The organism is Streptomyces cathayae (genome assembly GCF_029760955.1).
Taxonomy (GTDB): Bacteria; Actinomycetota; Actinomycetes; order Streptomycetales; family Streptomycetaceae; genus Streptomyces; species Streptomyces cathayae.
In genome coordinates this window covers 5,569,039-5,581,594 of sequence record NZ_CP121682.1, presented here as the reverse complement: position 1 = coordinate 5,581,594, position 12,556 = coordinate 5,569,039, and the positions used below count along the sequence as shown (strand labels likewise).

Sequence of the window (12,556 nt, the reverse complement as noted above, 5' to 3'; positions counted from 1 at the left end):
TTACGAAACATTGACTCCGAAGTCTAGAGCGATGCCCCGCAGCCCAGACGCGTACCCCTGCCCCACCGCCCTGAACTTCCACTCGCCCTGATAGCGGTAGAGCTCGCCGAAGATCATCGCGGTTTCGGTAGAAGCGTCCTCCGACAGGTCGTACCGGGCCAGTTCCTGGCCGTCCGCCTGGTTGACGACACGGATGAAGGCGTTGCTGACCTGGCCGAATGCCTGGCCGCGGTCGTCGGCCAGATGGATGGAGACCGGAAAAACGATCTTGTCGCACCGGGCCGGCACCTGGGAGAGGTCGACCAGCAGGGACTCGTCGTCGCCGTCGCCCTCACCGGTGAGGTTGTCACCGGTGTGCTGCACCGAGCCGTCCGGGCTCGTGAGCTGGTTGTAGAAGACGAACCACTCGTCCCCCATGACCCGGCCGTCGCTGCACACCAGCGCGCTGGCGTCGAGGTCGAAGGGTGCTCCGGTGGTGGAGCGTGCGTCCCAGCCGAGCCCGATCATCACCTGCGTGAGGTTCGGTGCGGCCTTGGACAGGGAGACGTTGCCCCCCTTGGCAAGCGTGACACCCATGATGCTGATCCTCCCCGGGTCGTGTTCTCAGGTGGTCCTGCGCGTCCGGCGCCACACGTGAACCGTGTGGCGCCGGACAGAACGGCCGTACGAGGCGGCCGGGCCCGGGCGGCGCCCGGGACGTGACCGTCTCAGACGTTCACCCCGAAGTCCTGCGCGATGCCGCGCAGGCCGGAGGCGTAGCCCTGGCCGATGGCGCGGAACTTCCACTCGGCGCCGTTGCGGTACAGCTCGCCGAAGACCATGGCGGTCTCCGTGGAGGCGTCCTCCGACAGGTCGTAGCGGGCGATCTCGGCGCCGCCGGCCTGGTTGATGACGCGGATGAACGCGTTGCGCACCTGGCCGAAGGACTGCTGGCGGTTCTCGGCGTCGTAGATCGAGACCGGGAAGACGATCTTCTCGATCTCCGCCGGGACACCGGCGAGGTTGACCTTGATCTGCTCGTCGTCGCCCTCGCCCTCACCGGTGAGGTTGTCACCGGTGTGCTCGACCGAGCCGTCCGGGCTCTTGAGGTTGTTGAAGAAGACGAAGTTGGCGTCGTTGGTGACCTTGCCGGTGTTGTTCACCAGCAGCGCGCTGGCGTCCAGGTCGAAGTCGGTGCCGGTCGTGGTGCGGACGTCCCACCCCAGTCCGACGATGACCGCGGTCAGGCCCGGCGCCTCCTTGGTCAGCGATACGTTGCCGCCCTTGCTGAGGCTGACTCCCACGAGTCCTCCCTTGATGTCCGGGGGCGGGAAGCCCCGTCGTGCGTTGGATGTCCGATCAACGTGTCGATCCTAGTGATGGGTTCCCGGCCGCCGCAGGCCGCGGGGCGGGGAATCACCGGGTGTCGGACGTGCTCACAGCGCGTCGAGCGCTCCGACGTACTCGTTCAGGTCACGTGCGTCGGGCAGCGCGTTGACGACCGTCCAGCGCACGACGCCCTCCCGGTCGATGACGAAGGTCCCCCGCACGGCGCAGCCCTTGCCCTCGTCGAAGACGCCGTACGCGCGGGAGACCTCGCCGTGCGGCCAGAAGTCCGACAGCAGGGGGTACTCCAGGCTCTCCTGCTCGGCGAAGACGCGCAGGGTGTGGATGGAGTCGTTGGAGACGGCGAGCAGCGCGGTGTCGCGGTCGGTGAGGAGCGGCAGGCTGTCGCGCAGTGCGCGCAGTTCCCCGGTGCACACGCCGGTGAAGGCGAAGGGGTAGAAGACGAGCACCACGTTCCGCTGTCCGAGGTGGTCGGACAGCCGTACGGGCGCGCCGTGGTTGTCCTTGAGCTCGAAGTCGGGGGCCTTGTCGCCGACCTGGATCGCCATCGCCTCGTTCGTCCCTTCGGGGGTGCTGTTCCCGGTTCGTTCCCGGGGACCACCCTACGCACGGGGTACGACAGTGGGCCGGACGGGCCGATCCGGTCGGCCCGTCCGGGTTCGAACGGGGTGCGACCCCGGCGGCGGGAGTGCCGCCGCCGGAGCCGCCTCCGCCATGGTTACCTCCTGGACTTGGCGGCCTTCGGCGTGGCCAGCCTGCTGCCGCTCCAGTCCTTGCCCACGCTGACGCTCTTGGCCGCCGTCAGGCCGGCCGTGGTGGCGGCCTCCGAGACGTCACTCGGCTCGACGTAGCCCGAACGGCCTGTCTTCGGCGTGAGGAGCAGGATGGCACCGCCCTCTTCGATGTACGTGCCGGCGTCCACCAGCGCGTCCGTCAGGTCGCCGTCGTCGTCGCGGAACCACAGCACAACGGCGTCAGCCACGTCGTCGTAGTCCTCGTCGACCAGGTCGTTCTCGATGACGCCCTCGATGGCCTCGCGGAGCTCCTGGTCGACGTCGTCGTCGTAGCCGATCTCCTGGACCACCTGCCCGGGCTGGAACCCCAGCCTGGCGGCAGGGTTCGTCCGCTCCTCCGCGTGGTCCGCGGTCGCGCTCACGGTTTGCCTCCTGATCATGGTTTGGGAATCTCGTCAATTGTCACAGTCGCGCGCGGGCGCGCGGCTGTGGCCGTAGTCCACACGGGCGGGGCGGTTCGCGCAAGTACCCGGCCGCAGGGACCGTCGAAACGGTGACGATCCTGGCCGGGTCACCGCAACTCCAGGCACATCATCCTGGCCCACAGTGATACACACCACACCTTTGTGCCCTCTATGGGCGTTTGGGAACCGTATACGGGTACGAGACTCGCACGAGTCCGTGGCCCGTCCCGTATGCCACCGTACCGGTGACGGGGTCGGGTTACCTATCGGTAGAGATGACGTGTGCGGCCCCCGGGTGGACGATGGGGAGCGCGCAGACGGCTAAATCAGTGAAGCAGTGGCCCTCTCACGGCCCTCTGACAGGTAAGGAACAGCGTGGCTTCCGCATCCGATCGCAGCCCGATCATCATTGGTGGCCTTCCGAGTCAGGTTCCTGACTTCGACCCCGAGGAAACACAGGAGTGGCTCGACTCCCTCGACGCCGCGGTCGACGAGCGCGGCCGGGAGCGGGCCCGCTATCTGATGCTGCGGCTGATCGAGCGCGCCCGCGAGCGCCGCGTGGCCGTGCCCGAGATGCGCAGCACGGACTACGTCAACACGATCCCCACCCGCGCGGAGCCGTTCTTCCCGGGCAACGAGGAGATCGAGCGCAAGATCCTCAACGCGACCCGGTGGAACGCCGCGGTGATGGTCTCGCGCGCGCAGCGGCCCGGGATCGGCGTCGGCGGCCACATCGCCACGTTCGCGTCCTCGGCGTCGCTGTACGACGTGGGCTTCAACCACTTCTTCCGCGGGAAGGACGCGGGCGACGGCGGTGACCAGGTCTTCTTCCAGGGCCACGCCTCACCGGGCATCTACGCGCGCGCGTACCTGCTGGACCGGCTCTCCGAGCGGCAGCTGGACGGCTTCCGGCAGGAGAAGTCGAAGGCGCCCGAGGCGCTGTCGTCGTACCCGCACCCGCGGTCGATGCCGGACTTCTGGGAGTTCCCGACGGTCTCGATGGGCCTCGGCCCGATCGGCGCGATCTACCAGGCCCGGATGAACCGCTACATGCAGGCGCGCGGCATCACCGACACCTCGAAGTCGCACGTGTGGGCGTTCCTCGGCGACGGCGAGATGGACGAGCCCGAGTCGCTGGGCCAGCTGTCCATCGCCGCCCGCGAGAACCTGGACAACCTGACCTTCGTCGTCAACTGCAACCTGCAGCGCCTCGACGGGCCGGTGCGCGGGAACGGCAAGATCATCCAGGAGCTGGAGTCCATCTTCCGGGGCGCCGGCTGGAACGTGATCAAGCTCGTCTGGGACCACACCTGGGACCCGCTGCTCGCCCAGGACCGGGACGGGGTGCTGGTCAACCGGATGAACACCACTCCGGACGGCCAGTACCAGACGTACGCCACCGAGTCCGGGGCGTACATCCGCAACCACTTCTTCGGCGACGACCACCGGCTGCGCGCCATGGTCGAGGGCATGACCGACGACCAGATCCTGCACCTGGGCCGCGGCGGTCACGACCACCGGAAGATCTACGCGGCCTACAAGGCGGCCCTGGAGCACAAGGGCCAGCCGACGGTGATCCTCGCCAAGACGGTCAAGGGCTGGACGCTGGGTCCGAACTTCGAGGGCCGCAACGCCACGCACCAGATGAAGAAGCTGACGGTCGACGACCTCAAGGGCTTCCGGGACCGCATGCACCTGCCGATCGCCGACAAGGACCTGGAGTCCGGTCTGCCGCCGTACTACCACCCGGGCCGCGACTCGGAGGAGATCCAGTACATGCACGACCGCCGCAAGGCCTGCGGCGGGTACGTACCGACCCGTGTGGTGCGCTCGAAGCCACTCGCACTGCCCGGCGACAAGACGTACGCGAACGTGAAGAAGGGCTCGGGCCAGCAGTCCATCGCCACGACCATGGCCTTCGTCCGGCTCCTCAAGGAGCTCCTGCGGGACAAGGAGATCGGCAAACGGTTCGTGCTGATCGCGCCGGACGAGTACCGCACGTTCGGCATGGACTCGTTCTTCCCGAGCGCGAAGATCTACAACCCGCTGGGCCAGCAGTACGAGTCCGTGGACCGGGATCTGCTGCTCACGTACAAGGAGGCGCCGAACGGGCAGATGCTGCACGACGGCATCTCCGAGGCCGGCTGCACGGCCTCGCTGATCGCGGCCGGCTCGGCGTACGCCACGCACGGCGAACCGCTCATCCCGGTGTACGTCTTCTACTCGATGTTCGGTTTCCAGCGCACCGGTGACCAGTTCTGGCAGATGGCCGACCAGCTGGCGCGCGGTTTCGTCCTGGGCGCGACCGCGGGGCGTACGACCCTGACCGGTGAGGGCCTTCAGCACGCGGACGGGCACTCGCAGCTGCTGGCGTCCACGAACCCGGGCTGCGTCGCCTACGACCCGGCCTTCGGGTTCGAGATCGCGCACATCGTGCAGGACGGCCTGCGCCGGATGTACGGCGGCGACGAGCAGCACCCGCACGGCGAGGACGTCTTCTACTACCTGACCGTCTACAACGAGCCCATCCAGCACCCGGCCGAGCCCGCGAACGTGGACGCGGAGGGCATCGTGAAGGGCCTGTACCGCTTCAGCGAGGGCACGGCGGGCAGCCTGCCCGCCCAGATCCTCGCCTCCGGTGTCGCGGTGCCCTGGGCGGTCGAGGCGCAGAGGATCCTCGCCGAGGAGTGGGACGTCAGGGCCGACGTCTGGTCGGCGACCTCCTGGAACGAGCTGCGGCGCGAGGCGGTGGACTGCGAGCGGCACAACCTGCTGCACCCGGAGGAGGAGCAGCGCGTCCCGTACGTGACGCGGAAGCTGGCCTCGGCGCAGGGGCCGGTCGTGGCGGTGTCGGACTGGATGCGGTCGGTGCCGGACCAGATCTCGCGCTGGGTGCCGGGGACGTACCAGTCGCTGGGCGCGGACGGCTTCGGCTTCGCGGACACCCGCGGGGCGGCCCGGCGGTTCTTCCACATCGACGCGCAGTCGATCGTGGTGGCGGTGCTGACGGAGCTGGTCCGCGAGGGCCACCTCGACCGGTCGGTGCTGAAGCAGGCCATCGACCGCTACCAACTGCTCGACGTCACCGCAGCCGACCCGGGCCCGGCGGGCGGCGACGCGTGACGTCCCGACGGGCGGCGTGACGGAGCCGTCCGAGGAAACGAGGAGGGCCTCCGGCGAGTCGCCGGAGGCCCTCATCCCGTTCGGTCCCGGGGCTGCGGGTCCGTCAGAACATTCCTTGACGTCCTCTCCTGCCCGAGGGCAGGAGATTCCGGTCGGTACCGCTTCGCGGTACCACCTCGGGTTCCTGTTTCACAGGCCACTGCCGACCGGTGAGGGTCGGTCTTACACGGCCTCCGCAGGCCTGACTTCCCGCCCGTCCGGCGGTAGGTCCGACAACTCCGTCGTCGGACAAGGCGATCTCAGCCATGCCGCCGCGCCCCTTCGGGCCACTACGGGCAGGATGCCCTACACCTCCACCCTGAAGGGTGGAGCACTGGGCAAGTGTTCGGTAGCCCGGGGCGGTCGCCCCGGCCAGCCAGACGACGGCCAGGAGCGTGTCGATCGCACCCAGGACGAGGGCGACCAGGGCCGGCACCGGGCGGGACCCCGCCCAGCTGCGGCCCATGGCGAGCCGGCCGCAGACGATCGCCGCGGGGCCGAGGACGATCCCCAGCACGAAGAATCCGGCGACCGCGCAGATGACCCCGATGATTCCGAGCGTCGCGCGGTCCTGCCCCGTCGATGACCACCCGCGACCACCCGACCGGGAGTGCCTGCGCGTACCGTGTCCGAAGCTCGCCATCGTCAACTCCCTTGATCCATGGGCTGGTCAGAGAGGCGTACGGGGTTCGTCGAGAGGCGGGTACCCCCGCTTCAGCGGTGGATTCACGCTGCGCGGACGGCTGGAGGGATGCTGCCTGCGCGCTGCCCCCCTCCAGCAGCGCGCCGCAGCCACAGCCTCCATGCCCTGCGGAGGACTTGACCCACTGTGACCTGCGGTGCCCGCCGAAGGGGAGGGTTCACCTCGTTTGTTCACCCTGATGAGCGAACTCGCTCCGGGGGTTCCTCGGGTGTGGCCGCCTCCGGCGGAACCGCGGAACCGCAGAACCGCGGAACCGCTGAGGCGACCAGGGACGCCGTGCGCGAGCCGACGACGGCCCGCATCCCGGCGGGCTGACCATCGCTCACAACCCGCGCATCGAAACGTGATACTCGTCACTCGATTGACGCGAGACCCTCTCGTTCTCCTAATGTGTCCCGGCAGTGACTTCCTTCGACTCCTCTCCACAGCTGAACGCGGGGCGCGCGCTCCTCGCACTCGCCGTCGTCTTCGTGATGCTGGCGACCACCGGCTGGTCGGCACTGCGCCAGCAGCGGGAGGCGGCACCTCTGTCCGCCTCGCTCACCGCCTGGGAGCACGGCCGCACAGCGGGCCGCGAGCTGCCGGACCCGCGGTCCGCGCCCGGCAGGCTGGCCCGGTTCTTCGCCTCGCTCACCGAGGCGCAGCGGCTGGGTCTCGCCCACCGCTTCCCCCTCGCGGTCGGCAACATGAACGGCGCCCCGGCCGATCTGCGGTACCGCGCCAACCGCATCGCGATGGAGCAGGCCCGCGAGATCGAGCGGGAACGGATGCGCGACACACGGCTCACGCCCGCGGGACAGCACCAGGCGGGCCGCCGGATGAACCGCCTCGGGGCACTGCTGAAACCGGGACGCCAGATCCTCGCCTTCGACCCGTCGGGGCCGGGCCGTGTGGCCGAGGTCTTCGGCGACCTGGACGAGGCCGAACGCATCTCGGTCGTCGTCCCCGGCGTCGACACGGATCTGCTCACCTTCCAGCGCACCTACCGCCGCTACTCGGCCCCCGTCGGCATGGCCGAGGCGCTGCGCGCGGCCGAGTACGAGGCGGACCCCGCGACCCGTACCGCCGTGATCGCCTGGGCCGACTACACCGCGCCCGGCGGAGTCGGCATGGAGGCGGCCATGGCCGGGCGCGCCGGGGACGGCGCGCTACGGCTCGACGCGCTGCTGCGCGCGCTGCCCGGCACGGCCCCGGTCGCGCTGTTCTGCCACAGCTACGGCTCCGTGGTGTGCGGGCTCGCCGCGAGCACCCTGCCCGGCCGGGTCACCGACATCGCGGTGGCCGGCAGTCCCGGCATGCGGGCCGAGACGGCCTCCGCGCTGCGCACCCACGCGCGCGTGTGGGCCATGCGGGACGCCGACGACTGGGTCCAGGACGTGCCCTATCTGGAGGTCGGCGGACTGGGCCACGGCGCCGACCCGGTCTCCCCCGCTTTCGGGGCCCGGGTCCTGTCGGCCCGTGAGGCCCAGGGACACAGCGGGTATTTCGAGCCGGGCACGGACAGTCTGCGCAACTTCGCCGAGATCGGCGTTGGCGCATACCCGGCGGTGGCCTGCGCACACGATGATGGCGTATGCCGGGCGGGTTTGTCCTACGCCCGCTCACCCGGACGCGCGTAGAGAACGGAGGAACCGCGGTATGCACGGGGAGGGGACGAAAAAGCTCGTGCCGCATACGATGAGCCGCATGGGTGACGTACTGGCCGGATTTCACGCTGCCTGGGAGTTCGAGTCCGACTCCGTGCTCATCCGTTACGAAAGGGGGATTCGAACACCCAAGTTGTTCCAGGCGCTCGGGGAACGACGCGTTCCCCTGGAGGCCGTCGCCGGGGTGACGCTGACCCCCGGCAGGCGCGGCAGCGTCGTGCTGCGCCTCGAGCCCCGGCCCGGGGCCGACCCGCTGATGGAGGCGGCGGCCGGGCAGTTGAAGGAGAGCTCCGACCCCTACCGGCTGGTGCTGCCCGCCGAGCGCGAGACGCTCGCCGAGTACTACGCCGACGAACTCCTCGCCCGCCTCACCGAGTCCGGTCCCGCCGAGCGCCACCTGGTGCCGGCCCCCGAGGTGCCGCTGCGGTTCAAGGCGTACGACGGCAGGGCCGCCTTCGACGGGACGACGGTCTCCTTCCACTGGTTCTGGACGGGCGCCTCGTCGGCGAAGTGGAAAGCCGGTGACCAGCGCTTCCCGGTGGGTGAGCTGAGCGGCGTGGAGTGGCGGTCGCCCGAGGTCTTCGAAGGACACCTGCGGCTGCTGCGCCGGGACGAGCCGGCGTCGTCGCCCCCGGCCGACCAGGACCCGGCGGCCGTGGTGTTCGGGCTGGGCTACGGGCCGGTGCACGAGTCGCTGCCGTTCGCGGCGGCCGTGCTGGCGGCGGTACGGACCTCCGAGCCGGTGCCCGCGGTGGTCGCGGCGGCCGTGCGCCGCGACCCCGCCGACATCGCCGACCGCATCCGCCACCTCGGCGAACTGCACCAGGCGGGCCTGGTGACGGACGAGGAGTTCTCCTCCAAGAAAGCGGAGCTGCTGGCGGAGCTCTAGGGGCTGACGGGGCTTCAGGGCCTGTCCGGCGGATTCTGCCGGACGGGCCCGGCCTGCTCGTCGCTCCCGTTACGGTGGGCCGATGTCATCATCGGTCAAGCAGTTCCAGGTCACCTTCGACTGCGCGCAGCCCGAGCGCGTCGCCCGTTTCTGGTGCGAGGTGCTGGGGTACGTCGTACCGCCGCCGCCGGAGGGGTTCGCCACGTGGGACGATTTCGACCGCGTGCTGCCGCCGGAGCGCCAGGGCTCCGCGTTCGCGTGCGTCGACCCCTCGGGGGTGGGCCCGCGGCTGTTCTTCCAGCGTGTTCCCGAGGGCAAGGCCGTCAAGAACCGGGTGCACCTCGACGTGCGGGTCGGCACCGGGCTCGTGGGGGAAGAACGCCTGGCCGCTCTCGAGGCCGAGTGCGCACGGCTGGTCGCGCTCGGCGCGGTACGGGTGCGGCTGCTGCGTGCCGACGGCTTCAACGAGTCGTGCCTCGTGATGCAGGACGTCGAGGGCAACGAGTTCTGTCTCGACTGAGCGTCCCTCGGGGACGGCGGGGCGGTGAGGTCGGATGCGGTGATCCCGGTGCCCGGGACCCCATGGGTTTCGTCAACCCGTGAGGGCCCCGGGCGGCCGGGAGCGCCGGGTCACTCCTCGTCGCGCAGCCTCGCCGCGAGGGCCGTCAGCGGCTCGGTCTCCTCGGTGTGGCCCGCCGCGGTCAGCCGGGAGACCGCCGCGTCGAGGCGGGTGAGGGCGGGGGCGGGGCGTTCCAGGTAGATGCCCTCCACGGCGGCGGCGAGGCGGACGCACTCGGCCCACTCGCCGGCCTGCTGCTGCTCCGGTCCCGGACCCGGTCCCGGTTCGCCGAGCAGGGTGAGGGCCTGCTCCAGGGCGGTCAGGGCCTCCTCGTGGGCACCGGCGTAGGCGTTGACCCTGCCGTGCTCGTAGGCCAGGGCGGTGTCCAGGGAGCGGCCGTGGGCCTCGTACCCGGCGGCGCGTGCCTCGTCGGCGACCCGGCCGGCGTCGGTGAGGAAGGCGCGGGCACCGGCCAGGCCGTCGGGTCCCTGCCGCTGGGCCTGCAGGCGGGCGAGTTCGCGCAGGACGTTGCTGAGGTGCTCGTGGCGCGGGGCCCTGGCGTGGGCGGCGAGTGCCTGGTCGGCGGCCTTGCGGGCCTGGCCGAACTCTCCGGACTCGCCGAGGAGTACGGCCGTCTCCGCGGCGATCATGGCGTGGCTTCCCGGGTCGTCGTCCCAGCCGGCCGACTCGGCCGCGAGGGCGACGAACTCCGCCGTGGCGGCCTTGAGGTCGTCCCCCGCGCGCAGCGCGCGGGCGCGGGTCAGGCGCAGCTGGGCGGCGAGCCGGTCGTCCAGCTCCCCGGCGGCGACGTCCGGTTCGGCCAGCAGGGAGTCGAGCAGCGCGATGGCGTCCTCGACGCGGCCCAGGTCGAGGCTGAGCTGGGCGGCGTTGCTGTAGGTGCAGAACGCGTCGATGCGTTTGCCGCGGCGCAGGTCCAGCTCCGCCGAGCGCGTCAGGTGCCGCAGCGCCTCCTCGGGGCGGCCCAGGTGCATGCAGACCTCGGCCAGCTCGGCGTGCAGCCGGGAGGTGTCCGTCGTGTCGGCCGGCCAGTCGGCGGCCAGCCGCAAGGCCTCGGACAGGTCCGCGTGCGCGGCCTGCGCGTCCTGGAAGCCGAGGTGGAGCCTGCCCCGCAGGGCGAGCACGCGGGGCAGGTGCCAGGCCGGACCGTGCTCCCTCAGCCGGTCGAGGAGGCCGTCGGTCTCGGTGAGCGCGGCGGGCAGGTCGCCGGCCAGGGCGTGGGCGGTGGCCCGCAGCAGCAGGGCCCTGGCGATCTGCCCGGTGATGTCGTGCCGGGTGGCGAAGGTGTGCAGCAGGTCCACCTCGGCGAGGAGCGGCGCGACGTGCTCTCCGTTCCCCGAGGTCCCCGAGTTCCCCGACGTCTGCAGGCGCAGGCCGAGCGCGGTCGCCCGCAGACGGAGCAGGCGGGCCTCCTGGTGCGGGGTGAGACCGGACGTCTCCTCGTGCAGGCGGACCAGGGAGGTGTGGGCGGTGGTCAGCGCCTCGGTCTTCCTCTCGGTCTTCGCCTCGGGGCCGTCGGCGTCCTCCGCGGGGATCTCGGCGGTGGCGAGCAGGGCGCAGGCGCGGGAGAGTGCCGCGTGCCCCGGCAGTCCGGCGTCGTCGTACAGACCTGCGGCCTCCTCGTGGAGGGCGGCGGCGTCGGCGAACTCGTCCCTGTCACCCGCCCAGTTCGCCTCGTCGGCCAGCAGGTCCGCGCGCAGCCGCAGCAGCGGACCCACGGCCGGGTCGTCGGGGTGGGCGTAGTCGCGGGCGGCGACCAGCGTGCGCAGCCGCGCCCAGCAGGCCTGTGCGTCCGGGTGCCCTTCCCCTTCCAGCGACCGTGCCTGGAGGATGAGTTCGGTCAGCGACTCGGGTACGGCGGCGGTCGTACGGGCGGTGGAAGCCGACCCGGTGACCGATGCGTCGAGCGGTGCGGCCGGGCTCACTTCGTCGAGGCTGCGGGTGCGCAGGGTCAGTTCCAGCGCGTCGAGGAGCGGGGCCCGGTCGAGGCGGGCGCTCCGGCGGTCGGTGTGGGCGCTGGTGCCGTTGCGGTCGTCGAAGCGGGCGGCGAGGTCGGCGGCGCGGCCGCGCACCTCGGCGCGCAGACCGGTCACGGTCCAGGTGCGGCCCGGGAACCCGGCGGCGGGCAGTTCGCCGTGGCCGAGGGCCTCGACGCGCTGGAGGAGGACCTCCACGCCGGTGAGGAAGTCGAGCCCGTCCTGCGGCGAGTCCACCTCGTCGAACAGGTTCCGGTTCTCGGCGAGCAGTTCCAGGCCTCGCGCCTCGTTGCCGGTCAGCGCGCAGAACTCCAGGTGCCGGCCGACCTCCCCGGCCATCGAGGGGTTGCGGCGGCAGCCGCGGTAGCCGGCGAGGTGCAGTGCGCGTGCCTCGTCGGTGCGGCCGGTGCGCAGCAGGGGCAGCAGTGCGTAGGAGGCGGAGCGGGCCGGCTCCTCCTGGCAGGACTCCTGGCCGGCCAGGACGGGCTCCCAGGCGCGCAGCGCCCGCTCGTCGTCGCCCGCCGCCAGGTGGTACAGGGCGCGGTCGCAGATCTCGCAGGCCTCGCAGTCGCTGAGCCGGGAGCGGGAGCGGCCCGCCCACAGCTCGTAGGCGAGGGCGGTGTCCTCACCGAGGTGGGCGGCCAGCCGGTAGGCCTGCCCGTAGTAGGGCTGGAGGTCCAGGCCGGCCTTCTCGTACCGGTCGCGCATCTCCGTCAGCCACTGGCGCAGACTGGCCAGCGGTATCTCGGGCAGCGCGCGCAGGGCGCCCGCGACCCACTTGAACCGCCAGAACAGCTGGTGGCGCAGGCGTTCGTCGAAGACGTCCGGCTGCTCGTCGAAGAGGGTGAGCAGCCGGGCGAAGACGACGGGCGACTTACGGGGTTCGGAGCCGTAGGTGTAGGCCTCCTGCAGTTCGAGCAGCGCGTCGATCAGCGGGACGGGCTCCGCGAACTGCTCGGCGGCGTCGACGAGTTCCTCGGCGGTGACGGTGCGGGTGCGGCCGTAGGGGCGCCGGTCGTTCTCCCGGAGCGCCTGGTACAGCTCGTCCGTGTTCTGGGGAGGGGATGTGGTCGGCATCG

9 protein-coding genes and 1 pseudogene are annotated in these 12,556 nt (G+C 71.2%); 4 read left to right on the top strand and 6 right to left on the bottom strand.

Annotated elements, in window-relative coordinates; genetic code table 11:
• The 4 genes from PYS65_RS25420 to PYS65_RS25405 all read right to left on the bottom strand — a co-directional run bounded on the left by PYS65_RS25420 (position 1) and on the right by PYS65_RS25405 (position 2,482).
• On the bottom strand, positions 1-576 hold the full coding sequence (locus PYS65_RS25420) for a TerD family protein (RefSeq protein WP_279336252.1): 576 nt from the start codon (positions 574-576) through the stop codon (positions 1-3).
• Positions 577-707: 131 nt separating this feature from the next.
• On the bottom strand, positions 708-1,283 hold the full coding sequence (locus tag PYS65_RS25415; protein ID WP_279336251.1) for a TerD family protein: 576 nt from the start codon (positions 1,281-1,283) through the stop codon (positions 708-710).
• Between the two features lie 132 nt (positions 1,284-1,415).
• A complete protein-coding gene (locus PYS65_RS25410) occupies positions 1,416-1,874 on the bottom strand; it encodes a peroxiredoxin (protein WP_279336250.1) in 459 nt (152 codons plus the stop codon).
• Between the two features lie 170 nt (positions 1,875-2,044).
• Positions 2,045-2,482, bottom strand: a complete 438-nt coding sequence (locus PYS65_RS25405) for a DUF3052 domain-containing protein (RefSeq protein ID WP_279336249.1) — start codon at positions 2,480-2,482, stop codon at positions 2,045-2,047.
• 417 nt (positions 2,483-2,899) lie between these two features.
• On the opposite strand from PYS65_RS25405, the gene aceE reads away from it, so the two are divergent.
• Positions 2,900-5,647 carry a pyruvate dehydrogenase (acetyl-transferring), homodimeric type gene (gene aceE / locus PYS65_RS25400; RefSeq protein WP_279336248.1) on the top strand — a complete coding sequence of 916 codons (2,748 nt, stop codon included), beginning with the start codon at positions 2,900-2,902 and terminating at the stop codon, positions 5,645-5,647.
• A gap of 391 nt (positions 5,648-6,038) precedes the next feature.
• Here the strand turns inward: aceE and PYS65_RS25395 are convergent.
• A pseudogene (locus PYS65_RS25395) lies at positions 6,039-6,329 on the bottom strand (small hydrophobic protein); the annotation flags it as partial.
• A 461-nt stretch (positions 6,330-6,790) separates the two neighbouring features.
• Between PYS65_RS25395 and PYS65_RS25390 the strand changes: the two are divergent.
• The 3 genes from PYS65_RS25390 (at position 6,791) to PYS65_RS25380 (ending at position 9,444) form a co-directional block, all read left to right on the top strand.
• Positions 6,791-8,008 (top strand): alpha/beta hydrolase, encoded by a 1,218-nt coding sequence (locus PYS65_RS25390; RefSeq protein ID WP_279336247.1) that lies wholly within the window; start codon positions 6,791-6,793, stop codon positions 8,006-8,008.
• 67 nt (positions 8,009-8,075) lie between these two features.
• Positions 8,076-8,924, top strand: a complete 849-nt coding sequence (locus PYS65_RS25385) for a DUF4429 domain-containing protein (RefSeq protein WP_279336246.1) — start codon at positions 8,076-8,078, stop codon at positions 8,922-8,924.
• An 82-nt stretch (positions 8,925-9,006) separates the two neighbouring features.
• Positions 9,007-9,444 carry a VOC family protein gene (locus PYS65_RS25380; RefSeq protein ID WP_279336245.1) on the top strand — a complete coding sequence of 146 codons (438 nt, stop codon included), beginning with the start codon at positions 9,007-9,009 and terminating at the stop codon, positions 9,442-9,444.
• Between the two features lie 110 nt (positions 9,445-9,554).
• Here the strand turns inward: PYS65_RS25380 and PYS65_RS25375 are convergent, their stop codons facing one another.
• Complete coding sequence (locus tag PYS65_RS25375) at positions 9,555-12,554, bottom strand: hypothetical protein (RefSeq protein ID WP_279336244.1); 3,000 nt, start codon at positions 12,552-12,554, stop codon at positions 9,555-9,557.
• Positions 12,555-12,556 lie beyond the last annotated feature (2 nt).

What these genes read in the sequence shown, in the direction of transcription:
- PYS65_RS25375 (WP_279336244.1), bottom strand. Translation starts at nt 12,554, where the DNA reads ATGCCGACCACATCCCCTCCCCAGAACACGGACGAGCTGTACCAGGCG.
- PYS65_RS25420 (WP_279336252.1), bottom strand. Translation starts at nt 576, where the DNA reads ATGGGTGTCACGCTTGCCAAGGGGGGCAACGTCTCCCTGTCCAAGGCC.
- PYS65_RS25410 (WP_279336250.1), bottom strand. Translation starts at nt 1,874, where the DNA reads ATGGCGATCCAGGTCGGCGACAAGGCCCCCGACTTCGAGCTCAAGGAC.
- PYS65_RS25385 (WP_279336246.1), top strand. Translation starts at nt 8,076, where the DNA reads ATGGGTGACGTACTGGCCGGATTTCACGCTGCCTGGGAGTTCGAGTCC.
- PYS65_RS25380 (WP_279336245.1), top strand. Translation starts at nt 9,007, where the DNA reads ATGTCATCATCGGTCAAGCAGTTCCAGGTCACCTTCGACTGCGCGCAG.